We start from the raw sequence: 26,627 nt of genomic DNA, 5'->3' as shown, positions 1-26,627 counted from the left end.
TCGAGCTTTAGCCGTCTTGCAACGCACGCGGGCGATGGCTGCGGGTTTCGGCCTCAGGCGCCTGCGCAGCCTGCAACGTGAAGTCGAAGGCCAACTCGGCGAAACGCTCCCCTTGCACACCCCGATCATGCGCCGCCGCCGCATCCTCGACAAAGCGCAGATCACCGATCAGCCCATCACGGGTGGCATAGGCAAAGTCATCCCACAGGTATTGGTCACCGGCGAAGTTGATCTGCGTGGTCAGGTGGCGATGCCCCGGCGCGGAGATGAAGAAGTGCACGTGCGCCGGGCGCTGGCCGTGGCGGCCAAGCAAGTCCAGGCACTCCTGAGTTGGCCCCTGCGGGTCGCAACCATAACCGGACGGCACGATGGAGCGGGCGCGGTACCGGCCCTCTGCGTCAGTGATGATGCGTCGGCGCAGGTTGTACTCGGACTGGGTCGAGTCGAAGTACGAATAGGTGCCCTGGGTGTTGGCGTGCCAGAGGTCGACGGTAGCGCCTGCCAGCGGCTTGCCGTCGGCGCCGAATACCTGGCCTTGGAGGAACATCACTACGCCGGGGTCGGTGCCATCGTCCATGCGTGCTTCGCCTTGGCTAAGCGGCGCGCCTGCAACGTACAGCGGGCCTTCAATGGTGCGCGGGGTACCGCCGGTCAGGCCCGCTTCGGCATCCTTGGCGTCTTGCAGCAGGTCGATGAAGTGCTCGATCCCCAGGCCCGCTGCCAGCAGGCCCGCCTCGTTACGACCGCCCAGGCGGTTGAGGTAGTCGACGGCATGCCAGAACTCGTCCTCGCTCACTTCCAGGTCTTCGATCAGACGGGCAGTGTCCTGCAGCACGCGCAGGATGATCTGCTTGAAACGCGGGTTACCCTCGGCGTGCCCAAGGCCTGCGACCTCTTCAAAAAACGACTGGATCTCGGCAGTGTGGGAAATTTTCACGGTCATTTTGCTTACCTCATCTTGTTCTTGTCAGGTAGTCAGGGACGAATCAGCGGTCGTCACTGTGGATCGACGACGGGTGGCGGCACAAGCCGTCCACCTCGATCTCCATGTACGGGAACAGCGGCAGTTGCATCAGGGTGTCGTGCAGGGCCTCGACGCTTGCCACATCGAACACGCTGTAGTTGGCGTAGTGCCCGGCAATGCGCCACAGGTGGCGCCAGGTACCTTCTTGTTGAAGGCGCTGGGCCAGTTCCTTTTCATCGGCCTTGAGCTTGGCGGCCTTGGCCGGGTCCATGTCGACCGGCAGTTTCACGGTCATCTTCACGTGGAACAGCATGCGGGTTCTCCTTAAGGCGTTGAATGTACAGTTCAGCGGCGGGCAAAGCGCGCCAGGCGCTGCTCGTCCAGGGTCAGGCCAAGGCCTGGCGTGCGTGGAATGTGCAGCTGGAAGTCGTGGTACTGCGGCGGCTCGTTGACGATCTCTTCGGTCAGCAGCAGCGGCCCAAACAGCTCGGTGCCCCAGGTCAGCTGGCGCAAGGTGAGAAACGCGTGGGCCGAAGCCAGGGTGCCGATCGAGCCTTCAAGCATGGTCCCGCCGTACAGGGCGATACCGGCTGCTTCGGCGATCTGCGCTGTGCGCAGCACTGCACGTGGGCCGCCGTTCTTGGCGATTTTCAGGGCGAAGATGCTGGCCGCGCCGTCCGCGGCCAGGCTGAAGGCGTCTTCTACGCTTTCGATCGATTCGTCTGCCATGATCGGCGCTGGGCTGCGCTGGTTGAGACGCACCTGGCCGCCGCGGTTGATACGCGAAATCGGTTGTTCGATCAGGTCGATACCGTTGTCGCCGAGCACCTGGCAGGCGCGCAGGGCCTGGGACTCATCCCAGTACTGATTGACGTCGACCCGCACGCTGGCGCTGTCACCCAGCTCGCGCTTGATCGCCACCACGTGCTTGAGGTCCTGCTCCACCGAGTTGGCGCCGATCTTCAGCTTGAACACACGGTGGCGACGGATCTCCAGCATGTGCTGGGCTTCGGCGATATCACGGGCGGTATCGCCGCTGGCCAGGGTCCAGGCCACTTCCAGGCTATCGCGTACTCGGCCGCCCAGCAGTTCGCTGACCGGCAGGCCCAGGCGCTTGCCCTGGGCATCGAGCAAGGCGCTTTCGAGACCCGACTTGGCAAAGGTGTTGCCCTTGGCCAGCTTGTCCAGCTTGAGCATGGCGGCGTTGATGTTATCTGCCGGCAGGCCGATCAGCGCCGGCGCAAGGTGTGCGTCGATATTGGCCTTGATGCCCTCGGGGCTTTCATAGCCGTAGGCCAGGCCACCAATGGTGGTCGCCTCGCCGATACCTTCGACGCCGTCGCTGCAACGCACGCGCAATACCACCAGGGTTTGCTGTTGCATGGTGTGCATGGCCAGCTTGTGCGGGCGAATGGTCGGCAGGTCGACGATAATTGCATCTATGCGTTCAATCAGGGTGTTTGTCATTGTTGCCAGGTCCCGTCAGATCGGACCGCAGATGGCAGACCCGATAGTTGCACTTACTTGATTGATCAAGCATTGCGCGAGACCCTGATACCCGTCCAATATCAAATGAATCTCCCACCATACCCTGGAGGTCTGATGGAACTGCGTCACCTTCGCTACTTCAAGGTGCTGGCCGAAACGCTGAACTTCACCCGTGCTGCCGAGCTGCTGCATATCGCCCAGCCGCCGCTAAGCCGGCAGATCAGCCAGCTCGAGGAGCAGCTCGGCACGCTGCTGGTGCTGCGTGAGCGCCCGCTGCGCCTGACCGAAGCCGGGCGGTTCTTCTATGAACAGACCTGCACCCTGCTCCAGCAACTGGAAAACATCAGCGACAACACCCGCCGCATCGGCCATGGGCAACGCCAATGGCTGGGCATCGGTTTTGCGCCCTCCACCTTGTACACCGTGCTGCCAGCGCTGATCCGCGAGCTACGTCAGGACAGCGAGCTGGAACTGGGGTTGAGCGAGATGACCACGCTGCAGCAGGTCGAGGCACTCAAAAGCGGCCGCATCGACATCGCCTTCGGCCGTATTCGTATCGATGACCCGGCCATCCTCCAGCAGGTGCTGTGCGAAGACCCCTTGGTCGCGGTATTGCCCAAGGGCCATCCGTTGGCAGGCACCCCACTGACCCTCGCGCAACTGGCCAAGGAACCGTTCATTCTGTACCCGGCCAACCCCAGGCCCAGCTATGCCGACCATGTGCTGGCCCTGTTCGCCCACCACGGCATGACCCTGAAAATCAGCCAGTGGGCCAACGAACTGCAAACGGCCATCGGCCTGGTGGCCGTCGGGCTCGGCGTGACCCTGGTGCCGGCGTCGGTGCAACAGCAGCACCGCACGGATATCGAGTATGTCGGCTTGCTGGACACCAGCGCCGTCAGCCCGATCATCCTCAGCCGTCGCAAGGGCGATGTGAGCCCGATCGTGCAGCGGTGCCTGGCGTTGATTGCACAACAGGCGACCTGACCTGCCCTCCCCCGTATACCCATCGGTATATGGATGTTCCCGTTGAACTGTTTCATGCTCCGACACGCGATCGCGAACCGCCGAGGCATCACACACATTCAATAAAAACCAATGCTGCGCCGGCAAACGGCGCGGCGCGGAGTCGAACATGACGGGACGTCTCAAGGGCAAGGTCGCGCTGATTACAGGCGGCGCGGGTGGGTGCGGGCTGGCCGCATCGGAGCTGTTCGCGGCAGAGGGGGCGCGGGTCGGTATCGTCGACTTGCCTGGCAGCAAAGGCGCTGAGGTGGCACAGCAGTTGCGCGATGCCGGCCATGACGTGCTGTTCGCCCCCGCCGATGTCTCCGACGCGCAACAGGTCAAGTCTGCCGTAGCTGCCGTGGAACAGGCGTTTGGGCCCATCACCGTACTTATGAACCACGCCGGTATCCTGGCTGCCGTGCCCTTCCTGGAAACCAGTGAAGAAGAATGGGACCGGATCATGGCCGTGAACGTGAAAAGCATGTTCCTGGTCACCAAGGCGGTCTTGCCGGGCATGCTCTCGGCAGGCGGCGGCAGCATCGTCTGTACGTCGTCGATCTCGGCCGTGGTGGGCACGCCGATGGAAGTGCTGTATTGCACCAGCAAAGGCGCCACGCACATGTTCGCCCGGGCCATCGCCGTGGAGTTCCGCGACCGCGGCATCCGCGCCAACGCGATCTGCCCGGGCTTCATCGCCACCGCCCATGGCCTGCGCGAAATCGACATGCTGCGCAAACACGGCGTGGATGTCAGCGAACATGCCATCGCCGCCGCCCAAGGGCGCCTGTGCCAGCCCTCGGAAGTGGCCACTGCGGCGCTGTTCCTGGCCAGCGACGACGCCAGTTTCGTCAACGGCGCCCACCTGTTTGCCGACAACGGCTACACCGCCATCTGATCACAACAATAATGGGCAGGAGAGCAACGTGACCACCTCATCGAACAACATGCACATCAACGAGTTCGGGCTCGATCAGGCGCACTGGCGCAATTGGGCGGGCAACCAGTCGTGTATCCGCGCGGCGCGTGGTGCACCGTCCAGCGAAGACGAACTGTGCACCTTGGTGAGCCAGGCCAGCGCCAATGGCATGAACGTGCGCGTGGCAGGTTCCGGGCATTCGTTCACCCCGGTGGCGCTGACCAATGGCTTGCACCTGACGCTGGGCAACATGAGCGGTGTACGCCACATCGACCACGAAAAAAAACGTGTCACTGCGGCGGCCGGAACGACCATCAACGCCTTCGGCAAGGCGCTGCGGGCTGCAGGCTTGTCCATGGTCAACCAGGGTGACATCGACAGCCAGTCGATTGCCGGTGCCTTGACCACAGGCACCCACGGCACCGGCCTGACCCTGGGTAACCTGGCCTCCTCGATCGTCGGCATGAAGCTGGTTCAGCCCAACGGTGAGATCATCGTGGTGGACGAAAGCACCCCCGACCTGCTGCAGGCTGGCCGGGTGTCGCTGGGGGTGCTGGGGATCGTCTCGGAGCTGACCTTGCAGGTGACCGACAGCTTCAACCTGCACGAACGCATCTGGCGTGAAGACTTCGAAAGCGTGATGGACAAGCACGACGATCTGGCCCGTACACACCGCCACTTCAGCTTCTTCTGGTGCCCCTACGAGCAGAGCCGGCACTGCTACTGCCTGCCCGACACCGCCGCCACCTCTACCAGCGGACGCACCACTGACGTCTGTGAAGTAAAGGTCATGGACATCACCGACCGCCCGGCCTGGGAAAGCCCGTTCGAGAAAGTGGCCTACAGCTCGGACGTCTACCCCATCGAGTACCTGCCCAACTTCCATGAACTGGAATACGCCGTGCCCATCAGGCACAGCAAGGACGCCTTGCGGGCGGTGCGCAAGCTGATGCTCGAGGACTTCCCCGAGGCAATCTACCCCATCGAGTACCGTTTCACCGCAGGCGACGGCGCCTGGATGAGCCCGTTCTTCGAGCAGGACAGTGTCACCATTTCGGTGTCCGGCCAGCCAGGCACCGACTACTGGGACTACCTGGGTGCGGTCGACCAGATTCTGCGTTCATACGGGGCCCGGCCTCACTGGGGCAAGCTGCACTTTCTGACCGGCGACGACGTCAGCGCGATCTACCCCCGTGCCGAGGATTTCCGCACCCTGCGCCGCCAACTCGACCCTCAGGGGGTGTACCTCAGCGAGCACCTGAGCCCGCTGTTCAAGTAGGCCGCAACGGCTTGGCACAACGCCCGGGGGAGCACCTCGGGCGTTGTGCTTTCAAGGCCGTCAGGCCTTGGCCAGGTAGTCGATGAACAGGCGAAACAGCTCGGCGTTGGTAGAAATTTCAAGCCGCTGGTAGATATTGTGCTTGTGCACTTTCACCGTGCCATCGGAAATATTCAGTTGCCTGGCAATCGACGCGTTGCTGTGCCCCTGCAACAGCAACTTGGCGATGTAGCGCTGTGTTTCGGTCAACTGGCCCTGCAGGATCTCGACGAACGCATCTTCCAGCACCACGCTCTCGGCTGGCGCATCGCGCAGGCAATCCGCGTACTTCAGCCGACAATGCTGCCCGAGTACCGAGGTCAGCACAGGCGCCATGGCGGCCAGCATCTGCATGTCGTCTTCGCCGAAGCTGCCACGGCTGAGGTTGCGCATCAGCGAGTAGACGACAGCCACCTGGGGGCGCAGTGCGATGATGAACCCCACCTCCTCCACCGAGGTGCCGTAGTCGGACGACACGCACGGGTGGATGTCCTTGGAGATGGAAAAGCCCGAAGAGAAGAAGCTGTCGGGTGCCAGCTCACTCATGCGCCACAGCCCGGGCGGGTGTTCGTTGACGCAGGCGACATAAAACGGGTCGAGCAGGTAGCCGCCGCGCACGTAGGCATTCAAGGTGCGCTCCGACACCGAGTCGTTGTAGCCGTTATGCACCAGCACGGCCTTCTGGTTGAACTGGAACAGGTAGCCACAGCTCATCTCAAAGGCCAGTTTCTCTCGCAGCAGCGCATCGATGGCGGGCCCCAAGTGTTCCGTGCCTATCGCGTCGATAACGGCCGCCAGCCTGTTCGCTTCTTCCAATGTCATCGTTCCCCCCTGCTCTTGTGCACTGAAGCACCCAGAACTTACCGCCCTGCGCCGCAAAAAGCACAAAATCCGGGGCGCCCTGGGCGCTCCGGATCATGTCGACGACGCTTTTCGATCAGGACGCTTCAGCCGCCACCTTGAAGGCGCTGGCGGCCTCATCCTGGCGCCCCATCTCAAGTGCCTTGGGTACGGCGAGCCAACTGGCCAGCAACATGGCGACCAGGCCACCGCTGAGTTTGCCGATGATCAGCGGCAGGATCAACGAGGGCTGGAAGTTGGCAGAGAACGCCATATGGTCGCCGAACGTAAAGGCGGCGCACACCGAAAAAGCGATGACCAAAACCTTGTCCTTGGGCGGCATTTCGCTGACCAGCCTGAACATCGCCAGGATGTTGGCCGATGCGGCCAGTACACCGGCTGCACCAACACCCGACATGCCGAACCGCGAGGCGACCCGCTCGATGGGCTTGGCCAGAAAGCGCTTGAGCAGGTGCACCATCGGGAATGCCCCACACAGCATCAGGCCGACGTATCCCGCAATTTCCAGTGCGCGGAACTGGTCGTCGGCATCGGCGATGATAGGGGCGAAGCCCCAGCCACCGAATACGCTGCTGAAGAAGCCGGTGAAGTACTGGACGATGGAGGCCACCAGCACCAACACCACCGTGATGTACATGAACTGCCCAAGTTTGAGGAACAGGTAGACCATCAGCGTCGGGAAGTAGCGAAGTGCAGCAGCCAGCGCGATGCAGAACAGAATCAACGGCATCAGGTTACGCACCAGCATCGGCCAGGTGAAGTGCAGTGCCTGAGTGGCCACGCCAGTGGTGGCGATGTCCGGGCGGACCTCCAGGCCGAGCATTTGAATGGTCATGGCAATCACCATGATGCTGACGGGAATGGTCAACAAGCCGGCCATGATGCCTAAGGCCATGTACTTGTGGTCGACCTTGCGTAGCATCGCCAGCCCAACCGGGATCACGAAGATGATCGTCGAACCAGACTGGAAGCCAGTGATCAAGCCGAGGATCCAGCCCTCGGGGCTTTGCGCCAGGGCCTTGGCAAGCTGGTAGCCGCCCATGTCGGAGGCGATGAAGATGGGCCCGGCAATCCCCGGGTCGGCGCCTAACGCCAGGAACAGCGGCGCGATCAACTGGCTGATGCCTGCGGAAATATAAGGGATCGCCGCCATGATGCCGGCCACGGGGATGAAGATGGGGCCAATGCTGTGCAGGCCGGCAATGAATTCCTGGCCCAATTCGCCTTCCGGGTTGTAGATGGATGCCACGGCACCCAGTACCGCGCACACCATGATGACGTAGATGACATAGGTGCCGATGCTTTCCATTTGCCGCCTCATTCTTGTAAGAGTTGTTGGGTTGGCAGGACTGAATGTCGCGGGGGGCGTAATTGTTTTTATCGCGCATGCAAGGTGCGCCCCGTCGAGGGTTAAGCTATTCGGCAGGCAGTTGGCTGTCCATATACCGAGAGGTATAGGCAGTTCACAGAATGTGGGGCAACCCTGCTACTCCACACGGGTCATCAACACAGGAACAACGCATGATTCACGGCAAATCGCTAGACGCTTGGTACGCCTCTCACCCGCGGGTCGAGGACCTGGTCACGCTGCGCGAAACCTGCTGGTTCAACCCAGGCATCGTGCCCACCGCACAAGCCCTGGGCGACGTCGGCCTCACTGCCACCGACGTCAGCGCAGCCAGTGCCCGGCTGCAGCGGTTTGCACCGTACCTGGCCGAGGTGTTCCCCGACACCGCCGCGTCTGGCGGCATCATCGAGTCGCCGATTCGCCCGCTGCCTGCCCTGCAGCGCACCTTGCTGCAAGAGGCTGGCCTTGCCCAAGGCGGTGCGCTCTGGCTCAAGGCCGACAGCGAGCTGCCGATTTCCGGCTCGATCAAGGCCCGCGGCGGCATCCACGAAGTGCTCAAGCATGCCGAAGACCTGGCGCTGGCGGCCGGGCTGATCACCCTGGACAGCGATTACCGAGTATTGACCAGGGATGACGCCCGGCAATTTTTCAGCCAGTACAAGGTAGCGGTCGGCTCGACCGGCAACCTCGGGCTGTCGATCGGCATCATGAGCGCGCGGCTGGGTTTCCAGGCCACGGTGCACATGTCGTCGGATGCGCGGCAGTGGAAAAAGGACAAACTGCGCGCCAACGGCGTGAGCGTGATCGAGTACCCCTCCGACTACAGCGTTGCGGTGGAACAAGGCCGCCAGCAAGCAGCAGCGGACCCTACTTGCTACTTCGTCGATGATGAAAACTCGCCTCACCTGTTCCTCGGTTATGCCGTGGCTGCCGAACGCTTGCAGGGCCAGTTCAAGGCCGCCGGCATCAAGGTCGATGCCGAACACCCGCTGTTCGTCTACCTGCCCTGCGGCGTGGGTGGCGGGCCTGGCGGGGTGGCGTTCGGCCTGAAGCTGCTGTTTGGTGATCACGTGCACTGCGTCTTCGCTGAACCCACCCATTCGCCCTGCATGTTCCTTGGCGTGTACACCGGGCTGCATGACGAAACCAGCGTGCAGGACTTCGGCATCGACAACGTCACCGCAGCCGATGGCCTGGCGGTAGGCCGCCCTTCCGGCTTTGTCGGCAAGGCCATGCAGCGCCTACTCGACGGCTACTACACGGTCACGGACGAGCGGCTGTACCAATTGTTGGTGCTGGCCCATGACCTGGAGCAGGTACGCCTCGAGCCCTCGGCGCTGGCCGGCATGCCTGGCATGGTGCAGGTACTGCAAGCAACGCAGTACCTGGCGCGCATGGGGCTGACGGCGCAGCGCATGGCCAACGCGACCCACTTGGTGTGGGGCACCGGTGGCAGCATGGTGCCGGATGACGAATATGCCGCCTACCTGGCCAAGGGGCGTTAGGCCTTGCGCCGACGATAAGCCACAAGCAGAAAGACAAACCACAACGGCATCACGCACAGGGCCATCCGCGTATCCGGCTCAAGGGCCAGAAGCACCAGCACGAAGCCGAGAAAGCCCAGCGAGGTGACGGCCATCGGCACGCCGCCCGGCAGTTTGAACTTCGACGCCTGGTGCGCGGCCGGGTTGTGCTTGCGGTAGGCGATGTACGCGGCGAGGATCATCGACCAGGTGAAGATCACCAGAATCGCCGAGATGGTCGAAATCAGCGTGAACACCGTCATCACCTCGGGGATGATGAACAGCAGGGCCAACCCGGCCAGCATGCACATCGCCGAAAACAGCAAACTGTGCACCGGCACGCTGAGGGCCGAAAGCCTGGCAAAGATGGCGGGTGCATTACCCCGCTCGGCCAGGCCAAATAGCATTCGGCAGCCAGAATAGACGCCGCTGTTGGCAGAGGATGCCGCCGACGTCAGCACCACGAAGTTGAGCATGCCGGCAGCGGCGGGAAAGCCGGCCAACAGGAACAACTCGACGAAGGGGCTGCGGTTGGCCGGCACTTCTGCCCACGAGACCACGCTAATGATGCACACCAGCGCCAGGATGTAGAACAGCAGGATGCGTAATGGAATGGTGTTGATGGCCTTGGGCAGCGAACGGTGCGGGTTCTTTGCCTCGGCGGCGGTGGTACCGATCAGCTCGGTGCCAGCGAAGGAAAACACGGCAATCTGGAAGCCTGCGAAAAACCCACTGATGCCATGGGGCAGCACCGCGCCGGGCGCCACCACGTTGGACAGCGAGGCCACCACGCCGTTGGGTGATACATAGGCGGTGGCGATCATCACCACTGCGGTGATGATCAGCGTGACGATGGCCACGATCTTGATGATCCCGAACCAGAACTCTACTTCGCCGAAGATCCGCACCGCCAACATGTTCAGCCCAAGCAGCACGAACAGGGTGAAGAACGCCGGTATCCAGGCGGGCACATCCGCATACCAGTACTGGAAGAACCCCGCCACGACCACCACGTCGCCGACCACCGCCACGCTCCAGCTCAGCCAGTAGGACCAGCTCAGCACGAAGCCGGCGCGCGGGCCCAGGTAGTGGGCGACGATGTCGGCGAACGATTTGAAACGCAGGTCAGAAAGCAGCAGCTCGCCCATGGCACGCATGACGAAGAACACGAAAAAACCGAGGATCGCGTAGACCAGCAGAATGGAGGTACCGGACAGCGCGATGACCTTGCCCGAGCCCATGAACAAGCCGGTGCCGATGGCGCCACCAATGGAGATCAGCTGGATATGGCGGTTTTCCAGCGTGCGTTTGAGGTGCCCGTCTTGGGCTGAGTCTGTAGGTTTGCTTTGATCAAGGCTTGCGGACATGTCTTGCATGAGCGACCTCTTTTTATTGTGGGTATCAGGGCTTTCGAACAAGGCCCGCGCAGGGCCTTGCCACGGTGTGCTATCGAACCGCGCCTTCGAACCCTTGCAGCGTGTTCACGGCATTGATGCCGATTTCATCGACCATGTAGCCGCCCTCCATCACGAACAGCGTCGGGATGCCTACGCGTGCGATCTCCGCGCCCAGGCGCAGGAAGTCTTCGCTGGTAAGCTTGAAGTGGCTGATCGGGTCGTCCTCGAAGGTATCGACGCCAAGCGACACGACAAGAAAGTCCGGCTGGTGCGCGACAACGCGCTTGAGCGCGTCCTGCAACGCCAGCCGGTACTGCGCCCAGAGGGTGCCTTTGCCCAGCGGGTAGTTGGCATTGAAGCCCTCCCCGACCCCCGCGCCCTGTTCGTGGGCATAGCCGGAGAAGTACGGGTAGGACACATGCGGATCACCGTGGATCGAGGCGAAAAACACATCGGGGCGGTCATAGAAAATGTTCTGCGTGCCGTTGCCGTGGTGGAAATCCACGTCCAGCACGGCCACGCGCCGTGCACCCTGGCTCAGGCAGCGTTCGGCGGCAATGGCGGCATTGTTGAGGTAGCAATAGCCGCCCATGTATTCGCGGGCAGCATGGTGCCCAGGGGGGCGGCACAGGGCGAAGGCACTGGGCGCGCCATCGATTACACGCTGCATGCCGGTCAGTGCCACGTTGGCACTGCTGCGCACAGCTTCCCAGGTGCCGCCGGTAATCGGCGCGCCGGCGTCCATGGCGTAGAAGCCCAGTTTGCCATCGATGAAGCCCGGCTCCCGGTCGATGGCCAGGTCGCGCACCGGCCATACCAGCGGCAGCGCATCATGGGTCTTGCCGGTGGCGGTCCATTCTGCCCAGGCACTTTCCAGAAAGCTCACATAGCGCTCGCTGTGCGCCGCGACATAGCAGGCACGGTCGAACGATTGCTCGGCGATGACATCGCCAAGGCCTGTGGACTGCACACGCGCCAGCACGGTATCGGCACGCTGAGGGTTCTCGAATGACGGCGTGATGGCCCCGTCCTTGAGCTCGGAGCCATGGTGCAAGCGGTGTTTGTTGCTAAAGACTGTCAGCACGCAAATGTCCTTTTTCAAGGTGGTATCGGATAACCAATTTTCGCGACAGACCGCTGAAAATGCTTTGCTTTATGCTCAGCCAAACCGGATGCTTGAGCGAAACATTCACCCGGTAGCCCCATAATGAGCAAAGCCTTTGCTTACGAAGAACTGGACGAAGTAGACCGCGAACTGCTGCGCCTGCTGCAGGAGGACGGCACCTTGTCCAGCGCCGCCTTGGGCGAGCGCCTGTCGATGACCGTGACGCCCTGCTGGCGCAGGCGCAAACGCCTGGAGGAGCTGGGCCTGATCAAGGACTACCAGGCCAACCTGGACCGCAAGAAACTGGGTTATGACGTCATGGCCTTCGCCCAGGTGCGCTTCGGCAACCATTCGGCCGAAGCACCTGACGACTTCGAGCAGGTGATTCTGAAATTGCCGCAGGTATTGTCCTGCCACAAGGTCACGGGTGAGGCTGATTACGTGCTGACGGTGCTGGCGACCGACCTGGAAAGCTATGGCCGTTTCGTCGAAGACGTGTTGCGGCGGCAACCTGGCATAGCGTCGATCCAGTCGAGCCTGGCCCTGCGGGAAATCAAGGCGGTTAGCCGGATACCGGTGAGGTAGGCGTTGGGTGCCTGACTTGGTTTTTGGGGCGTTTATGAAATCGGGCGCCGCACGCGCGGCGATTCGCAGCACAAGGCAGCTCCTACATTTTTTCGGGCCAATTATTCCTGAGGCGGTCGCGCGCGCTGGTACAGGCGTTGCGAAACAACTGTAGGAGCAGCCTTGTGCTGCGAAGCGCCGCGCGTGCGGCGCTCGATCGCATAGGCGCCACAACACGAAAGCCCGGCTACCCTGGCAACCTATACCGCTCGGCAAAATACTGCCGGAAGAAATCCACTGCCACCCGCACCTTGGCCGAACTTGCCAGCGGCGAGGTATACACGGCCCAGATATCCGCCGGCTGGTGATAGTCACTCAACACCTGCACCAGGCGCCCATCCAGCAGGCTGTCGTGCACATCCCACCAGGACCGCAACAATATTCCGCGCCCATCCAGGCACCACTGGTGCGCCACCTCGCCATGGTTGCTGGACAAGCCCCCCGTCACCCGCACGCTTTCTTGACCCTCAGGGCCTTCGAGCTGCCAGATACCAAACGGGTGGTCGCGCTCCTTGATTACCAGGCAGTCATGGCTGCCCAGGTCGGCCAGCACTTTCGGTGTGCCTTGCCGCGCCAGGTACGCAGGTGAAGCACAGAGCACCCGACGGTTCTTGGCCAGCAACTTGGCGATCAGGTTGGGCGCAATGGTATTGCCCACGCGGATGTCCAGGTCGACCCCCTCCTCGATCAGGTCCACCAGGCGGTCATGCACATCCAGCCGAATATCCAGACGCGGGTAGCGCTCGGCCAGTTCCGACAAGGCCGGGGCCACGAACCTGCGCCCCAGGCCCAAGCTGCTGGCGATGCGCAGTTGCCCTGCCGGTTCGCGGTGCTGGGCACTGATGTCATCGCCCATGCGCTGCACCGCATCGAAAATCTGCAGCGCCCACTGGTACACCCGCTCACCCTCTTCGCTGATCGTCACCCGCCGCGTGGTGCGGTGCAGCAAACGCACCTCCAGGTTTTGCTCGAGCACGCGAATGCGTTTGCTGATGTACGCCGCCGACATGCCCAGTTCGTCGGCCACGGCGGCAAAGCTGGCGCGCTTGGCCACCTGCAGAAAGATATTGAGGTCATCGAGGTTGGGCAGATTATTCACGCTTCGTGTTCCAAGAATCCATGAAAGGCTGGATTATCTCCGATTGAAGGCCTTATAGCATGGCTCGCACCTGTTCCCTAGCCAACGAGTGCGCCCCATGACCAAGACATTCAGAATCGCAGCCATCCCCGGTGACGGCATCGGCACCGAAGTGCTCCCCGAAGGCATTCGCGTGGTCGAGGCTGCCGCTCGCAAGCACGGCCTGGCCATCAGCTTCGAGTTCTTCGAGTGGGCCAGCTGCGATTACTACCTGGCCCACGGCAAGATGATGCCGGACGACTGGTTCGAGCAGCTCAAAGGCTTCGACGCCCTGTACTTCGGCGCAGTCGGCTGGCCCGACAAGGTCCCGGACCACATCTCGCTGTGGGGCTCGCTGCTCAAGTTCCGCCGCGACTTCGACCAGTACGTGAACATTCGCCCGGTGCGCCTGTTCCCGGGCGTGCCGTGCCCGCTGGCCGGCCGCGCACCCGGCGACATCGACTTCGTGGTGATCCGCGAGAACACCGAAGGCGAGTACTCGTCCCTGGGCGGGCGCATGTTCGAAGGCACCGAAAACGAGATTGTGCTGCAAGAATCGGTGTTCACCCGCCGTGGGGTCGACCGCATCCTCAAATACGCCTTCGACGTGGCACAAACCCGCGCGCGCAAACACGTCACCTCGGCCACCAAGTCCAACGGCATGGCCGTGAGCATGCCGTACTGGGACGAACGCACCGCAGCCATGGCTGCCAATTATCCGGAAATCAGCTGGGACAAGCAGCACATTGATATCCTCTGCGCCCGCTTCGTGCTGCAACCGGACCGCTTCGACGTGGTCGTGGCCTCTAACCTGTTCGGCGACATCCTTTCCGACCTCGGCCCGGCTTGCGCAGGCACCATCGGCATCGCCCCTTCGGCCAACCTCAACCCCGAACGCAAGTTCCCGTCCCTGTTCGAACCGGTACACGGCTCGGCGCCGGACATCTTCGGCAAGAACATCGCCAACCCGATCGCGATGATCTGGTCCGGTGCGCTGATGCTCGAATTCCTCGGCAACGACGGTGCCGACCCGCGCTACCGCGCTGCTCACGATGACATCCTCAGGGCCATCGAGCAGGTCATCGCCGCAGGCAACACCACCCGCGACATGGGCGGGCACAAGTCCACCCAGGAAGTCGGCCGGGCTATCACTGCCCTGATCGAGGCCTGACGCCCAGGGCCGCGCCTACAACGCCAGGGTGTGCTCGACGGCACCCTGGCGCAACCAGTCGATAAACCGCGCAAACAGCTCCGACTGTGAATTGATCTCAAGCTTCAGGTACAAATTCTTGCGGTGCATGCGCACGGTCTCCGGCGAGATCCCCAACTCCACCGCCGTGGACTTCACCGAGTGCCCGCGCAAGATCATGTGCGCCACTTCACGCTCACGATCCGTAAGCACCTGGCAGCCAAAACTCTCGAACGCTGCCTGTACGCTGCCCCGTTCAGCCAAGGCCGTGGCAGGTTCAAGGTTGTAGCGGGCATAACGCACCAGCAGCTCGCGCACCATTGGCTCGACCGCCCGCAACAGGTCGATCTGCCCGCTGCTCAAACGTGTGCCACTGCACCCCTGAAACAAGCTGAACGAAAGCTTGCGGCCCTCGCTGAGGTCGACGATGTAGTAACTGTCTTCACTGCAGCCGGTGCCCAGGTAGTAGGCCTTGTAGTAGTCGCTGTCGAAGAAGTTGTCCGGGGCGATTTCCTGCAAGTGATAGAACCCTTCGGCCAAGCCACTCTGCACGGCCAGGCAAAAGGGGTCGAGCAGGTAGCCCGCGCTGAAATAACGCTCTAGCACCGCATCACGATGCACCTCGGGGATGCCCTGCTTGTACAGCAGGCGCGGTGCACGCCCCTGGCATTCGAGGCTGATCATCATCGACTCGACCTGCACCAGTTGGCTGATCGCAGCCGCCACGTAGCTCAGGGCATCGGCTGATTCACAGTGGGCGAGCGCACGCTGCAGCGCTGCATGCCAGTGCTGCAGCGCCCCCAGCGAGAGGGTGAGCGGAGTGTCGGAAGTGGCCTGGGTCATGCCCGGCAGTCTAGCCTGCCAGACACGCCCACGCACAGCCCTTTGCGCCAGGCTCATCGCCCTTGGTACAGCCCTTGCGCGGTCAGGTCGCGCGCCGTTTCGATGATGCACTGGCGCAGGGTTTCGACGATCTCGTCGACTTGCGCATGCGTGATGATCAACGGCGGCGACATCACGTTCAGGTGCATGATCGGCCGCACCAGCAGCCCCTTGGCCTGGGCTTTGCTGTGGATGCGCTCACCGATGTTGACCGCATCAGGGAACAGCGCCTTGCTGGCTTTGTCCGCAACGAACTCGACACAGGCCATCAGTTTCAGGCAACGCACATCCCCCACCAAAGGCAGTTCGCGCAAGGTTTGCAGCCGTTGCTCCAGGTAGCTGCCCACGTCCTTGACGTGCGCCAGCAGCTGCTCGCGTTCGATGATTTCGATGTTCTTCAATGCCGCCGTGCAGCACACCGGGTGCCCGCTGTAAGTGAACCCATGGGTGAAGCAGCGGCCCTTGCCCGGCTCGGCGATCACCTGCCAGATCCGCTCGGAGAAGATGCACGCGCCCAGCGGCAAGTAGGCCGAGGTCAGGCCCTTGGCGGTGGTGATGATGTCTGGCGTGACGCCGAACAGTTCCTCGCTGGCGAAGAAGGTGCCCAGGCGGCCGAACGAGGTCACCACCTCGTCGGCGACGAACAGGATGTCGTAGGTCTGGCACACCTGCCACATACGCTCGAAGTAGCCCTTGGGCGGGATGATCACCCCGCCCGAGCCCATGATCGGCTCGGCGACGAACGCCGCCACGTTGTCGGCGCCCAGGGAGAGGATCTTGTCCTCGAACTCGGCCACCAGGAAGTCGAGGAACTCGGCCTCGTCCATGTCGTCCGGGGCACGGTACGGGTTGGGGTTGGAGACATGGTGGATCAAGTCATGGGCGTAGTCGAACTCTGGCACGCGGTCGGCAGCCTTGTTGCCAATCGCCATGGTCAGGGTGGTGGAGCCGTGATAGGCGTTGTAGCGCGCGATCACGTGCTTCTTGTGCGGCTTGCCCCGGCAGTTCTGGTAGTACTGAATCAGCCGGTAGGCGGTATCGACGGCGGTAGAGCCACCGGTGGTGAGAAATACGTGGTCGAGGTCACCTGGCGCCAGTTGCGCGAGCTTCCGGCACAGCGCGATAGCGACGTCATTGGCCATGTCGGAGAACGGGTTGGAGTAGGCCAGCTTGCGCACCTGGTCGGCAATGGCCAGGGCCATCTCTTCACGGCCCAGGCCGATGTTGGTGCACCACATGCCGCCGACCGCATCGAGAAAACGGTTGCCGTGGGTGTCTCGGATGTAGGCGCCCTCACCTTCGACGATGTTCAGCGCACCTTGCTCGCGGTGCTCGTCGAACACATGGTAGCCGTGCATGTAGTGGGCCTTGTCGGCGTCCACCAGTGGGTCGTGGGCAATGGCGAATGCTTTGCTGGGTGTGGCCATGGGCAGCTCCTTGGCGGGAATCGGTTGGCAGTGTTCAGAAACCGGTCTTGACCGTGCTCCAGACCCGGGTGATGGCGCGCATGTCCTTGGGGCTCTGGGTCTTCTGGGCGAACAGGCGTTGGCGGGTCTGGGCATCGGGGTAGATCGCCGGGTCTTGGCGGATGTCGGCGTGCACCAGCGCCGTGGCAGCCGCATTGCTGTTGGCGTAGTGGATGAAGTCGGTGACCTTGGCCATGGTCTGCGGCTGCAGCAAAAACTCGATGAAGCGGTGAGCATTGGCCGCGTGCGGCGCGTCCTTGGGGATGTAGAGGTTGTCGAACCAGATCAGCGAGCCTTCCTTGGGGATGAAGAACGCCAGCTTGATGGCCTTTTTCGCTTCTATGGCACGGGCCTGGGCGGTGGCGTAGTCACCTGACCAGGTCAGGGCCAGGCAGACATCGCCATTGGGCAGGCTGGTGAGGTAGTTGACCGAGTCGAACTTGCGAATGTACGGGCGAATGCCCATCAGCAGCTGCTCGGCAGCCTTGAGGTCGGCGGGCGCTGCGCTGCGAGGGTCTTTGCCCAGGTACTGCAGGGCCAACGGGATCACCTCGGTCGGCGCGTCCATCAGGGTGACACCGCAGTCGGCGAAGCGCGAAACGATCTTGGGGTCGAACAGCATGGCCAGCGAGCCGATCGGTGCATCGGGCATGCGCGCGGTGATCTTGTCGACGTTGTAAGTGATCCCGGAGCTGCCCCAGGTATAGGGTGCCGAGTACTTGAGGCCGGGGTCGTAACCTTGCAGGTTGCTCACCACCTGCTCGTCCAGGTTATGCCAGCTGGGCAGTTGCTGCTTGTCCAGCGGCTGGAACACGCCGGCCTGAATCAACGGGGGTACCAGGGAGGCGTTGAGCATTACCAGGTCGTAGCCGGAGCGGCCGGTGAGCAATTTGGTCTGGACGGTTTCGTAGCCATCGAAGGTGTCGTAGATGACCTTGATGCCGGTGGCCTTCTCGAAGTCGGCCAAGGTGGTTTCGCCGATGTAGTCGGTCCAGTTGTACAGCCTTAACGTGTTACCGCTGTCCCCCTCTACCGCCAGTGCCTGCGTCGCGGTCGACGCCAGCAACAGGCTGCCAATCACCTTCAGTGCCTTGCGCATAGCAACTCCATCGTGTGACTGCTCCGGATCGAGCCGATGGGTTCACTATCGGGGGATTTGCTTGAGGGCAACATACCCCGAATGTGTGGGTGGTCGTTTTTGGGCAGATACTCATTGGTAGGTACTCATAGCCCTATCGCTGGCAAGCCGGCTCCCACAGGTATCGCACACAATCCAGAGTCGGTGCGGTAAGTGTGGAAGCCGGCTTGCCGGCGATAGGGCCGGATCAATCGACTCAAACTCGGGTTGATTCACGCCAGCGGGTACAACGCCTCATCGAACTGCGCCAACCGCGGGAACACCAGCGGCTGATCATCCGCCAACTGCTCCAGGCGCTGCTGGTACTGCTGCAGAAAACCCTGCCGCGCTTCGTCGCTGATATACGGCACATGCCAGGCCACGAACGGCGGCAGCACGTCGAAGCCAACGTACGCCAGCGTCCCCCGCAGAATCGGCCGCAACATGTCCTCAAGCGGCCCATGGATAGCCCCTTCGCCAAACATGTGCTCACGCCCGCCAAGGGTCACCGTCACCAGTGCCTTCTTGCCGGCCAGCCCACCCTGGTCGTAGAAGCGCTTGCCGCCATAACAGACACCCGACACCAGCACCCGGTCGATCCAGCCCTTGAGCATGGCCGGCGCCGAGAACCAGAAGACTGGGAAGTTCAGCACCAGCAAGTCGGCCCATAACAGCTTGTCCAGCTCTTGCTGGATATCTGCGGCAATGGCGCCGCTCTTCACCCCCAGGCGCTGCTCCAGCGCATACACCAGGTACTCGGGGTTCTCCCGCGTGGCGAAATCGTCCGCACTGGCCACCGGGTTCCAGCCCATGGCATACAGGTCGCTGACCTTGACCGCATGGCCCTGGGCGCGAAAGGTAGCCACCGCCTGGTCACGCAGGGCGGCGGTGAAGGATTGGGGCTCGGGGTGAGCATGGACGATCAATACATTCACGACAGTTCTCCTTGCATCAGTTCACCCGCACACCGGGCAATGCGCTGGCACGCCTCGGCCAAGGCTTCGGCGCCTACCACCAACCCCAGGCGAATATGCCCGGCGGCGCTCGGGCCAAAGGCTTCTCCCGCCAGTACCGACACACCTTCGCGGTCCAGCAGGCGGTCAGCGAAGGCCTGGGCACTGAGGCCGGTTTCGCGGATATCGACCATCACGAACATGCCACCGTCGGGTTTGAGCGCCTTGACGCCCGGGCAACCAGCCAACTGTTCGCACACCAGGTCCCGGCGCTGGCGATAGGCGTCGCGCATCGCCTCAAGGGCGGGCAAGGGCTGATTCAAGGCCACCACGGCGGCGTCCTGGATAAAGTCCGGCGAGCCATAGAGCATGCACAGCGCCAGGTTCTCCAGGTGCGTGGCCAGCTCAGGCGAGCCCACCACCCAGCCCACCCGCCAACCGGTCATGGCATGGGATTTAGACAGGCTGTTGAGGGTCGCGGTGCGCTCGGCCATGCCGGGCAGGCTGCCAGGGCTGACATGCTCGCCTTCGTACAGCAGTTCGCTGTACACCTCGTCGGAGATCAGCCACAGGTCGTGGGCGATGCACAGCTCGGCCAACGCCTCCCAGGTCGAGCGTGGCAAGCTCGCGCCCGAAGGGTTGTGCGGACTGTTCAGGGCCAGGGCGCGGGTGCGGGGGGTGATGCGCGCGGCCACGTCCTGCGGACACACCCGAAAGCCGTTCTCCGGCTTGACCGGCACCGGCACCACCGTGGCACCACAGGCACCGAACACCGCCTCGTAAGTGACGTACATCGGCTCTGCGACGATCACTTCATCACCCGGGTCGAGCACGCACTGGGCTACGCAGAACAAAGCGCACTGGGCACCCGCCAGTACCGTGACCTGGTCAGCACTGACGGGCTGGCCGCTGCGCTGCCGGTGACGATCGGCAATGGCCTGACGCAGCGCGAGTTTGCCGCGTACATCGGCGTAATGGGTGTGGCCGGCACGCAGGCTGTCGATGGCCGCTTCAACGATGGGGGCCGGGGTGTCGAAGTCCGGGTCGCCCACCGACAGCAGCAAAACGTCCTTGCCCTCGGCCTGCATCGCCAGGGCGCGGTAGTGGATGTCCCAGGCGGCAGCACCGTCACCGGCGATGCGTTGGGTCAGCTTGGCATAGCGCATGGCAGTCTCCCTTCAAATGCGGTCAATCGACGAGAATCTTGGGGTTCGAGCTGCCCCACACGGTGTAGAGGTCGGCCAGTAATGCGCCGTTGATTTCCTCCATCTCGCCCTGGGTAATCTCGCCACCAGCCTGTTTGCCGAACAGCACCACTTCGTTGCCGTTCTTGACGTCGGGGAAGTCGGTGACATCGACCATCAAGGTGTTCATCGATACCTTGCCCACCACCGGCACGCGGTGGCCGTTGATCAGCACATGGCCCTTGTTGGTGAACACCCGGCGGTAGCCGTCGGAATAGCCGACGGTGATATTGGCCAGGCGCGAGTCGCGCGCCAGGGTGAAGGTGCGGTCATAGCCGACAGTGTTGCCAGCCGGGTAGCTGTGCACCGCCGCCACCCGCGACTTGAACTGCATGGCACGCTTGTACTCGGTACGCTCGGGCACGGTGTCGCCGAACAGCGCACCGCCGGTGCGGACCATGTCCAGGCGTGCTTCCGGTACCTCCAGGGTGGCGAACGAGTTGGCGGCGTGCAGGGTCAGTTGGCGGCGGTCGAGCTTGGCATGCTTGATCAACCAGTCGGCCTGCTCGTTGAACGCTGCCAAGCCCTTGCGCACGTCATCCTTGTCTTCCACGGCGAAGTGGGTCATCAACGCCACCAGCTTGAGGTGCTTCTGGTCGGTGATCTGCAGTGCCTCACCTCGCCCGCTCCAGCTGGCCATTTCCACGCCGTTACGGCTCATGCCGCTGGAGTTGAGCGCCAGGTGAATGCGCAAAGTCTTGCCATGGCGCTCGGCGATGGCATCGGCCTGGCGGGCGAACTCGGCGCTGCCGACCAGCTCTTCCATGTCGTATTGCAGGGCATCTTCCAGCTCGCTCAGGCTGGCCAGGCGTACCCGCACCAGTTGCCCGGTGAAGCCGCTGGCCCGCACCACGCGGGCTTCCTCGTTGCTGGCGACCGCCACGCAAGGCACGCCAAGGGCGATCACCGACGGCATCACCAGGCCAATACCGTGGCCGTAAGCGTCGGCCTTGAGCACGGCGCACAGCTTGGACTTGCCACCCAGCTCCGCTTGCAGGGTGCGAATGTTGTGTTGCAAGGCACTGGCACTGATCTCGACCCAGGCGTTGCTGTTTTGCACGGTCTGCGCGTTGCTGCCGTTGTCCATCGACAGCGGCGGCGCGGCATACAGCGGGGCTTGGCCGGTGATCAGCAGGGCCAGGGAGGCAGCGAGGAGCGTACGGCGAAATTGCATGGTGGTTTCTCTTGTTATGGACGATGCGCCGCGGTCAGCAGACGCAGGTATGTTTGAGTTCGATAAAGGTCACGCCTGGCGTGGCGAAGCCGTCGGCCAGGTCAGCCTGCAAGGCATCCAGGTCACGTGGCTGACGCACCGCGCAGCCAAACGCACGGGCCAGGCCGATGAAATCAGGGTTGCGCGGCAGTACGCCGACCGGCTCGATATCCAGGCCGAGCATATCGTCGCGGATCTGGCCAAGGGCGTCATTGTTCCACAGCAATACCACCAACGGCCGGTCCAGTTCCTCGACCGCGGTAGCCAGCTCCTGGGCGGTGTAGAGGAAGCCGCCGTCGCCCACCAGCACCAGGCCGGGGCGATGGTCAGTGGCGAGCATGCCGCCGATACCCGCCGGCAAGCCATAGCCGAGGGTGCCGTAACCGGTGGGGTGCAACCAGCTGCGCGGCGCCCGGCTGGCAAAGGCGTAGTTGCCGGTGTAGGCCAGTTGGGTCATGTCGCTGCTGATGAAGGCGTCGTCTGGCAGCACCGCGTCGATGCGGTCGAGAATGGCCTGGTGGATGGCCTGCAACGGTGCGTGCCCGGTGCGAATGGCCTGGCGCAGGCCGGCCACCGCTTCGATGGCCTGGCAAGGGTCGCGCTCGACCTCGGACAGGTGCGCCAGCAAACCGTCGAGGGTCTGTCGAGCATCGCCGTGCAAGGCCACCGCGCACGGGTAAAAATCGTTGAACTTGCGTGGGTCGATGTCGACTCGCAGCAACTCACCCGTGAGCGGCAGGCGCTCGCGCCAGAAGTCGGTATCGGCCATTTCGGTACCCACTGCCAACACCACATCGGCTTCGCTGATCATCTGCCAGCCCGGCGCGACGCACAGGCTAGAACCCGCATTCAATGGCGCCCCAGGCGGCAGCAGGCCCTTGCTGGCGACGCTGGTGAACAGCGGTGCTGCCAAGCGGGTGCTCAACTGTTCGAGTTGCGCGGCGGCCTGCAGTGCGCCACCGCCGGCGATGATCATTGGCCGTTTCGCTGCGGCCAGTTTCAGCGCGGCCTGCTCCAGCGTGCCCCGGTCGGGCTGGCCGCGCCCAGGGCGACGTACCACCGCGTCGCTCCAGTCGCGGGCAACCGGCGCGGCCAGCACGTCCAGCGGGACCGAGATGTGCACCGGGCGCGGGCGTTCGCTGTCGAATACTGCCCAGGCACGGGCAATCAGCTCGGGCAGGTCTTCAGCGCTCAGTGCCACGGCGGAGAACGCCGTGATCGGCGCGGTCATGGCGCGCTGGTCCTGGGTTTCGTGCAGGCAGCCCCAACCTTTGCCCAGGCTGGCGGTGTGGTTGACGCTGGATATCACCAGCAACGGGATCGAGTCGGCATAGGCCTGGCCGATGGCAGTGGCGGCATTGGTCACGCCTGGGCCGGTGATGACAAAACACACGCCCGGCCTGCCGCTGACCCGGGCGTAACCATCGGCCATGAAGCCCGCGCCCTGCTCATGCCGCGTCAGCACATGGCGGATGCCACTGCCGGGCAAGCCGCGGTACAGCTCCAGGGTATGCACCCCTGGGATGCCGAACACGGTATCCACCCCATAGTTGGCCAGCAGCCGTACCAGCGCCTGGCCGGCGGTCATCGAGTGCTCATTCATGCTGATCTCCTTGCGGCTGGCCGAGGCGGATCAGCGCATCGACCGCGGTGGTGCCGTGGGCACCGACCATCAATGGGTTCACATCCAGTTCCAGCAGCTGCCCGGCGTTTTCGCAGGCATAGTCGGCCACCGCGCGGATCGCCGCCACCAGAGCATCCAGGTCGGCAGCCGGGCGCCCCCGAAAACCCTGCAGCAGGCTGGCGCTGCGCAGGCCAAGCAGTGCTGCGCGAATGGCGCTGTCGGTGGTGGGCAGCAACAGGCTGACGCTGTCTTTAAGCAGCTCCACCAGCACACCGCCCGCCCCGATCACCAAGGCCAGGGCAAAGTCGTTTTCACGCTTGATGCCGACGATCAACTCGGCCAAGGGCGGCGGCGCCATGGGTTCGAGCAAGACCTGGTCGAACGCCACCCCCGGCGCATAGGCGTCGATGCGCTGGCGCATCTGCGCCAGGGCGGCCTGCAGCGCTGCGCCATCACGCAGGTTCAACGCCACCGCACCGGCTTCGGTCTTGTGCGGCAACTGCGCACTGACCGCCTTGAGCACCAGCGGGTAGCCAACGCGGTTGGCATCGTTTAGCGCGTGCTCCGGGGTACTCAGCACCCCGCCTGGCACCGGCAGGCCAAACGCACTCAGGGCCTGCTTGGACTGCCATTCGTCTAGCAGGCGGCTTTCACCTGCAAGGGGCCGTGGCCACAGCGGCACCTGCGCCGCCTCGCCCTGTTCCAGCAGCCGCTGGCGGTTGCGCTGATAGGCCACGATCCGCCCCCACGCTGCCAGGCCATCTTCCACGCCTTGCAGCGCGGCGATGCCATGGGCATGCAGGCGCTCACGGGCCGAGGCTGGCAACAGCTCGGGGAACGCCGAGGTGACGAAGCCGATCTTGCCGTGGCGCGCCAGGGCGTCGCAGTAAAGCGCCAGCAACAGGTCGCATTCCTTGCGCTCACCGGTGAACGCTGCGGGGTAGTCGAGCACCAGCATGGCGGCATCGGTGTCAGCGCCCAGGGTGCTGTCGAGCATCTGTTGCAGGGCCACTTCATCGCCCCAGATCGCTGTTGTGAAGTCCAGCGGATTGACCAGGTTGGCGTAGGCCGGAAGTACCTGGGCCAGTGCCCTCACCTGCCCTGGCGCCAGCGCGGGCAGGCGCAACTGGTTGCGCTCGGCGTAGTCGGCGATCAAGCCCGCATCGCCGCCCGAACAGGCCAGGGCGACCAGCCGGTCGCCGGCCGGCAAACGGCCACAGGCGGCAGCCTTGAGGGTCTCGACGAAGCTCACCGGGCCACTCACGCGGATCACGCCCAGGCGCTGGAATAGGCTGTCGTACAGGGCATCGGAGCCTGACAGCGAACTGGTGTGGCTGAGCGCCAGTTCAGCGCCGATCTGCGACACGCCGGTTTTCAGGGCAATGATCGGGGTGCCCTGTTGCAGTGCCTTGTAGGCGGCGCGGGCAAAGCCCGGCACGTTTTTCAGGCCCTCGAGGTGCAAGCCGATGGCGGTCACCCGTGGGTCGTCGAGCAGCACGTCCATCAACTCGGCCACGCCCAACTGCGCCTGGTTGCCGACCGATGCCATGTAGGCCACCGGCAGCGAGCGGTCGCTCATGGACAGGTTGTAGGCAAAATTGCCGCTCTGGGTCAGGATCGCCACGCCCTGCTCCACCTGCTTGCCGCCATGGGCCACCGGCCATAGGGCCGCGCCGTGCAAGTAGTCGAGCAGGCCATAGCAGTTGGGGCCAAGCAAGGCCATGCTGCCGGCGGCCTCAAGCAGGCGCTGCTGCAACAGGCGGCCTTGTTCACCGCTTTCGGCGAAGCCCGAGGCGTAGCAGATGGCGCCACCGGCACCGATGGCGGCCAGTTCCGCGACACACTGCAGGGTCAGTTCACGGTGGGTGGCGATGAACACCGCGTCTGGGGCGCATGGCAGGTCTGCCACCCGCGCCACGCAAGGGATGCCCTCCAGGCTCGCGTGTTGCGGGTTGACCAGCCAGAGCGGGCCGGCAAAGCCACCTTCGGCACAGCGCTTGAGGGCACGGGCCATGCTGCGCCCACCCACGAAGGCCAAGTGCCGTGGGGCCAGCAGGCGCTTGAGGTTGTCACGATTGGAATGCGACATGCTGAGTCTCCAGGTCGATCAGCGCAGCAACGGGCGCAGCAGCTCACGGGAAATGATGTGCCGCTGGATTTCCGACGTGCCCTCCCAGATCCGCTCGATGCGGGCGTTGCGCCAGATGCGCTCGACCGGCCCCTCATCCATCAGGCCCATGCCGCCAAAAATCTGCACGGCTTCGTCAGCGACCTTGCCCAGCACTTCGCTGGCCAACAGCTTGGCCATGCCCGCCTCGCCATCGGTCATGCTGCCCTGGTCCATCTTCCAGGCGGTGTGCAGGGTGAGCAGTTCGGCGGCGCGGATCTGCGTGGCCATGTCCGCCAGCTTGAACGACACACCCTGGTAGCTGCCGATGGGCTGGCCAAATTGCTTGCGGTCGGCGGCCCACTGCAGCGATGCGTCCAGTGCACGCTGGGCCTGGCCGACGCAGTTGGCGGCGACCATCACCCGGCCAGCGGTAAGCCAGGCGTTGGCCACCTCCCAGCCTTTGCCGACTTCGCCCAGCACGTTGCTGGCTGGCACCCGGCAGTCGTCGAAGAACAGCTCGTAGGTGTGGTAGCCGCGGTTGCTCACGCACTTGGGCCCGCGGCGGATGGTCATGCCGGGGGTGTCCCGGTCGACCAGCAAGGCGGTGACCGCATTGCGTTTGCGCCCGTTGTGCTCGTAGGTGTCGGTCACCGCGAAGACGATGGCGAAGTCGGCATGCCCGGCGTGGCTGATGAAGTGTTTGCTGCCGTTGATCACGAAGTCATCGCCCTGGCGCACGGCGCGGGTCTTGATGGCGTTGGCGTCAGAGCCCGCGCCAGGCTCGGTAAGGGCGAAGCAATCGGTCTTTTCGCCCTGCACGCACGGCAGCAGGTAGTCGGTGACCTGCTGGTCCTTGCAGGCCATGAGAATCTTCGACGGGCGTGCGACAAACACGTGCAGCGCCCAGGAAACCTTGGACAACTCGCGCTCGATCAGCGCTTGGGACAGGTAATCGAGGCCACCGCCGCCGACTTCTTCAGGCATGTTGAAGGCATAGAACCCGGCGGCGATGGCCTTGCCGCGGATCTGCGCAGCCAGTTCCGGCGACACCGCGTCGGCACGGTCTACCGCTTCTTCATGGGGCAGCAGTTCCTTGGCCACGAAGCTGCGTACCGCATCCACCAACATTTCTTGTTCTTGGGTCAGTTGGAAATTCATCT

General features: G+C 63.4%; 23 protein-coding genes. 6 read left to right on the top strand and 17 right to left on the bottom strand.

Translation table 11 applies throughout. The annotated features are described in order from the left end of the window. Positions 1 to 7: 7 nt before the first annotated feature. The 3 genes from catA to GIB19_RS26550 are packed head-to-tail and all read right to left on the bottom strand — an operon-like array spanning position 8 to position 2,431. A complete protein-coding gene (gene catA, locus GIB19_RS26560) occupies positions 8 to 943 on the bottom strand; it encodes a catechol 1,2-dioxygenase (protein ID WP_099453741.1) in 936 nt (311 codons plus the stop codon). Positions 944 to 986: 43 nt separating this feature from the next. Continuing rightward, entirely contained in the window at positions 987 to 1,277 is a 291-nt protein-coding gene (gene catC / locus GIB19_RS26555) for a muconolactone Delta-isomerase (protein ID WP_027593653.1), read from the bottom strand. Between the two features lie 32 nt (positions 1,278 to 1,309). Further along, positions 1,310 to 2,431 (bottom strand): muconate cycloisomerase family protein, encoded by a 1,122-nt coding sequence (locus GIB19_RS26550; RefSeq protein WP_274888642.1) that lies wholly within the window; start codon positions 2,429 to 2,431, stop codon positions 1,310 to 1,312. Positions 2,432 to 2,566: 135 nt separating this feature from the next. Here GIB19_RS26550 and GIB19_RS26545 point away from each other — a divergent pair, with 135 nt between their 5' ends. The 3 genes from GIB19_RS26545 (at position 2,567) to GIB19_RS26535 (ending at position 5,655) form a co-directional block, all read left to right on the top strand. Beyond that, positions 2,567 to 3,439: a LysR family transcriptional regulator gene (locus GIB19_RS26545; protein WP_099428992.1), complete on the top strand. Its 873-nt coding sequence runs from the start codon at positions 2,567 to 2,569 to the stop codon at positions 3,437 to 3,439. Between the two features lie 148 nt (positions 3,440 to 3,587). Beyond that, positions 3,588 to 4,355, top strand: coding sequence for an SDR family NAD(P)-dependent oxidoreductase (locus GIB19_RS26540; protein ID WP_186683188.1), 768 nt, complete (start codon positions 3,588 to 3,590; stop codon positions 4,353 to 4,355). Positions 4,356 to 4,383: 28 nt separating this feature from the next. Then, the gene (locus GIB19_RS26535) at positions 4,384 to 5,655 is read left to right on the top strand and encodes a D-arabinono-1,4-lactone oxidase (RefSeq protein ID WP_274888640.1); all 1,272 of its coding nucleotides are present in this window, start codon (positions 4,384 to 4,386) and stop codon (positions 5,653 to 5,655) included. Positions 5,656 to 5,715: 60 nt separating this feature from the next. On the opposite strand, the gene GIB19_RS26530 is transcribed toward GIB19_RS26535, so the two are convergent. Both GIB19_RS26530 and eutH read right to left on the bottom strand, forming a co-directional pair. Then, a complete protein-coding gene (locus GIB19_RS26530; protein WP_274888639.1) occupies positions 5,716 to 6,516 on the bottom strand; it encodes a helix-turn-helix domain-containing protein in 801 nt (266 codons plus the stop codon). A gap of 115 nt (positions 6,517 to 6,631) precedes the next feature. Further along, positions 6,632 to 7,864 carry an ethanolamine utilization protein EutH gene (gene eutH, locus GIB19_RS26525; RefSeq protein WP_186683193.1) on the bottom strand — a complete coding sequence of 411 codons (1,233 nt, stop codon included), beginning with the start codon at positions 7,862 to 7,864 and terminating at the stop codon, positions 6,632 to 6,634. Positions 7,865 to 8,076: 212 nt separating this feature from the next. Here eutH and GIB19_RS26520 point away from each other — a divergent pair, with 212 nt between their 5' ends. Next, positions 8,077 to 9,408, top strand: coding sequence for a D-serine ammonia-lyase (locus GIB19_RS26520; RefSeq protein ID WP_274888638.1), 1,332 nt, complete (start codon positions 8,077 to 8,079; stop codon positions 9,406 to 9,408). Here GIB19_RS26520 and GIB19_RS26515 read toward each other — a convergent pair. Together GIB19_RS26515 and GIB19_RS26510 are read right to left on the bottom strand one after the other, a co-directional pair. Beyond that, positions 9,405 to 10,802 (bottom strand): amino acid permease, encoded by a 1,398-nt coding sequence (locus GIB19_RS26515; protein ID WP_274888637.1) that lies wholly within the window; start codon positions 10,800 to 10,802, stop codon positions 9,405 to 9,407. The two genes, GIB19_RS26520 and GIB19_RS26515, sit on opposite strands and share 4 nt — an antisense overlap. 70 nt (positions 10,803 to 10,872) lie before the next feature. Further along, positions 10,873 to 11,907, bottom strand: a complete 1,035-nt coding sequence (locus GIB19_RS26510) for a histone deacetylase family protein (RefSeq protein ID WP_274888636.1) — start codon at positions 11,905 to 11,907, stop codon at positions 10,873 to 10,875. Between the two features lie 123 nt (positions 11,908 to 12,030). Here GIB19_RS26510 and GIB19_RS26505 point away from each other — a divergent pair, with 123 nt between their 5' ends. After that, positions 12,031 to 12,513: an Lrp/AsnC family transcriptional regulator gene (locus GIB19_RS26505; protein ID WP_027593659.1), complete on the top strand. Its 483-nt coding sequence runs from the start codon at positions 12,031 to 12,033 to the stop codon at positions 12,511 to 12,513. Positions 12,514 to 12,739: 226 nt separating this feature from the next. Here GIB19_RS26505 and GIB19_RS26500 read toward each other — a convergent pair whose 3' ends face one another. Beyond that, the gene (locus GIB19_RS26500) at positions 12,740 to 13,651 is read right to left on the bottom strand and encodes a LysR substrate-binding domain-containing protein (protein WP_027593660.1); all 912 of its coding nucleotides are present in this window, start codon (positions 13,649 to 13,651) and stop codon (positions 12,740 to 12,742) included. Positions 13,652 to 13,748: 97 nt separating this feature from the next. Here GIB19_RS26500 and GIB19_RS26495 point away from each other — a divergent pair, with 97 nt between their 5' ends. Further along, positions 13,749 to 14,840 carry a tartrate dehydrogenase gene (locus GIB19_RS26495; RefSeq protein ID WP_274888635.1) on the top strand — a complete coding sequence of 364 codons (1,092 nt, stop codon included), beginning with the start codon at positions 13,749 to 13,751 and terminating at the stop codon, positions 14,838 to 14,840. Between the two features lie 15 nt (positions 14,841 to 14,855). Here the strand turns inward: GIB19_RS26495 and GIB19_RS26490 are convergent, their stop codons facing one another. From GIB19_RS26490 to GIB19_RS26450, 9 genes are all read right to left on the bottom strand, one after another. Continuing rightward, positions 14,856 to 15,758, bottom strand: a complete 903-nt coding sequence (locus tag GIB19_RS26490; protein ID WP_274888633.1) for a helix-turn-helix domain-containing protein — start codon at positions 15,756 to 15,758, stop codon at positions 14,856 to 14,858. Beyond that, the gene (locus GIB19_RS26485; RefSeq protein WP_274888632.1) at positions 15,755 to 17,167 is read right to left on the bottom strand and encodes an aminotransferase; all 1,413 of its coding nucleotides are present in this window, start codon (positions 17,165 to 17,167) and stop codon (positions 15,755 to 15,757) included. The genes GIB19_RS26490 and GIB19_RS26485 overlap by 4 nt, the downstream gene beginning before the upstream one ends. A 34-nt stretch (positions 17,168 to 17,201) precedes the next feature. Further along, on the bottom strand, positions 17,202 to 18,305 hold the full coding sequence (locus GIB19_RS26480) for a polyamine ABC transporter substrate-binding protein (RefSeq protein ID WP_099428982.1): 1,104 nt from the start codon (positions 18,303 to 18,305) through the stop codon (positions 17,202 to 17,204). Positions 18,306 to 18,556: 251 nt separating this feature from the next. After that, positions 18,557 to 19,258 (bottom strand): NAD(P)H-dependent oxidoreductase, encoded by a 702-nt coding sequence (locus GIB19_RS26475; protein ID WP_099428981.1) that lies wholly within the window; start codon positions 19,256 to 19,258, stop codon positions 18,557 to 18,559. Beyond that, on the bottom strand, positions 19,255 to 20,442 hold the full coding sequence (locus tag GIB19_RS26470) for a pyridoxal phosphate-dependent aminotransferase (protein WP_238217729.1): 1,188 nt from the start codon (positions 20,440 to 20,442) through the stop codon (positions 19,255 to 19,257). Before GIB19_RS26470 ends, GIB19_RS26475 begins: the two co-directional genes overlap by 4 nt. A 22-nt stretch (positions 20,443 to 20,464) precedes the next feature. After that, positions 20,465 to 21,694: an alanine racemase gene (alr, locus tag GIB19_RS26465; RefSeq protein WP_274888631.1), complete on the bottom strand. Its 1,230-nt coding sequence runs from the start codon at positions 21,692 to 21,694 to the stop codon at positions 20,465 to 20,467. Positions 21,695 to 21,728: 34 nt separating this feature from the next. Next, the gene (locus GIB19_RS26460) at positions 21,729 to 23,336 is read right to left on the bottom strand and encodes a 5-guanidino-2-oxopentanoate decarboxylase (protein ID WP_274888630.1); all 1,608 of its coding nucleotides are present in this window, start codon (positions 23,334 to 23,336) and stop codon (positions 21,729 to 21,731) included. Further along, a complete protein-coding gene (locus GIB19_RS26455) occupies positions 23,329 to 25,446 on the bottom strand; it encodes an acetate--CoA ligase family protein (protein ID WP_274888629.1) in 2,118 nt (705 codons plus the stop codon). Before GIB19_RS26455 ends, GIB19_RS26460 begins: the two co-directional genes overlap by 8 nt. Positions 25,447 to 25,464: 18 nt before the next feature. After that, positions 25,465 to 26,625: an acyl-CoA dehydrogenase family protein gene (locus GIB19_RS26450; RefSeq protein ID WP_027593670.1), complete on the bottom strand. Its 1,161-nt coding sequence runs from the start codon at positions 26,623 to 26,625 to the stop codon at positions 25,465 to 25,467. Positions 26,626 to 26,627 lie beyond the last annotated feature (2 nt).

The organism is Pseudomonas sp. ITEM 17296, assembly GCF_028895205.1.
In the GTDB taxonomy this organism is placed as follows: domain Bacteria; phylum Pseudomonadota; class Gammaproteobacteria; order Pseudomonadales; family Pseudomonadaceae; genus Aquipseudomonas; species Aquipseudomonas kermanshahensis.
This window is presented reverse-complemented; position numbering and strand designations above follow the sequence as displayed.

Bases quoted from the DNA above. Each gene is read 5' to 3' on its own strand.
- GIB19_RS26455 (WP_274888629.1), bottom strand. From the start codon at position 25,446: ATGTCGCATTCCAATCGTGACAACCTCAAGCGCCTGCTGGCCCCACGG.
- GIB19_RS26530 (WP_274888639.1), bottom strand. From the start codon at position 6,516: ATGACATTGGAAGAAGCGAACAGGCTGGCGGCCGTTATCGACGCGATA.
- GIB19_RS26490 (WP_274888633.1), bottom strand. From the start codon at position 15,758: ATGAGCCTGGCGCAAAGGGCTGTGCGTGGGCGTGTCTGGCAGGCTAGA.
- GIB19_RS26485 (WP_274888632.1), bottom strand. From the start codon at position 17,167: ATGGCCACACCCAGCAAAGCATTCGCCATTGCCCACGACCCACTGGTG.
- catC (WP_027593653.1), bottom strand. From the start codon at position 1,277: ATGCTGTTCCACGTGAAGATGACCGTGAAACTGCCGGTCGACATGGAC.
- GIB19_RS26515 (WP_274888637.1), bottom strand. From the start codon at position 10,802: ATGCAAGACATGTCCGCAAGCCTTGATCAAAGCAAACCTACAGACTCA.
- GIB19_RS26505 (WP_027593659.1), top strand. From the start codon at position 12,031: ATGAGCAAAGCCTTTGCTTACGAAGAACTGGACGAAGTAGACCGCGAA.
- GIB19_RS26470 (WP_238217729.1), bottom strand. From the start codon at position 20,442: ATGCGCTATGCCAAGCTGACCCAACGCATCGCCGGTGACGGTGCTGCC.
- alr (WP_274888631.1), bottom strand. From the start codon at position 21,694: ATGCAATTTCGCCGTACGCTCCTCGCTGCCTCCCTGGCCCTGCTGATC.
- GIB19_RS26460 (WP_274888630.1), bottom strand. From the start codon at position 23,336: ATGAATGAGCACTCGATGACCGCCGGCCAGGCGCTGGTACGGCTGCTG.
- GIB19_RS26540 (WP_186683188.1), top strand. From the start codon at position 3,588: ATGACGGGACGTCTCAAGGGCAAGGTCGCGCTGATTACAGGCGGCGCG.
- GIB19_RS26550 (WP_274888642.1), bottom strand. From the start codon at position 2,431: ATGACAAACACCCTGATTGAACGCATAGATGCAATTATCGTCGACCTG.
- eutH (WP_186683193.1), bottom strand. From the start codon at position 7,864: ATGGAAAGCATCGGCACCTATGTCATCTACGTCATCATGGTGTGCGCG.
- GIB19_RS26450 (WP_027593670.1), bottom strand. From the start codon at position 26,625: ATGAATTTCCAACTGACCCAAGAACAAGAAATGTTGGTGGATGCGGTA.
- GIB19_RS26495 (WP_274888635.1), top strand. From the start codon at position 13,749: ATGACCAAGACATTCAGAATCGCAGCCATCCCCGGTGACGGCATCGGC.
- GIB19_RS26545 (WP_099428992.1), top strand. From the start codon at position 2,567: ATGGAACTGCGTCACCTTCGCTACTTCAAGGTGCTGGCCGAAACGCTG.
- GIB19_RS26520 (WP_274888638.1), top strand. From the start codon at position 8,077: ATGATTCACGGCAAATCGCTAGACGCTTGGTACGCCTCTCACCCGCGG.
- catA (WP_099453741.1), bottom strand. From the start codon at position 943: ATGACCGTGAAAATTTCCCACACTGCCGAGATCCAGTCGTTTTTTGAA.
- GIB19_RS26480 (WP_099428982.1), bottom strand. From the start codon at position 18,305: ATGCGCAAGGCACTGAAGGTGATTGGCAGCCTGTTGCTGGCGTCGACC.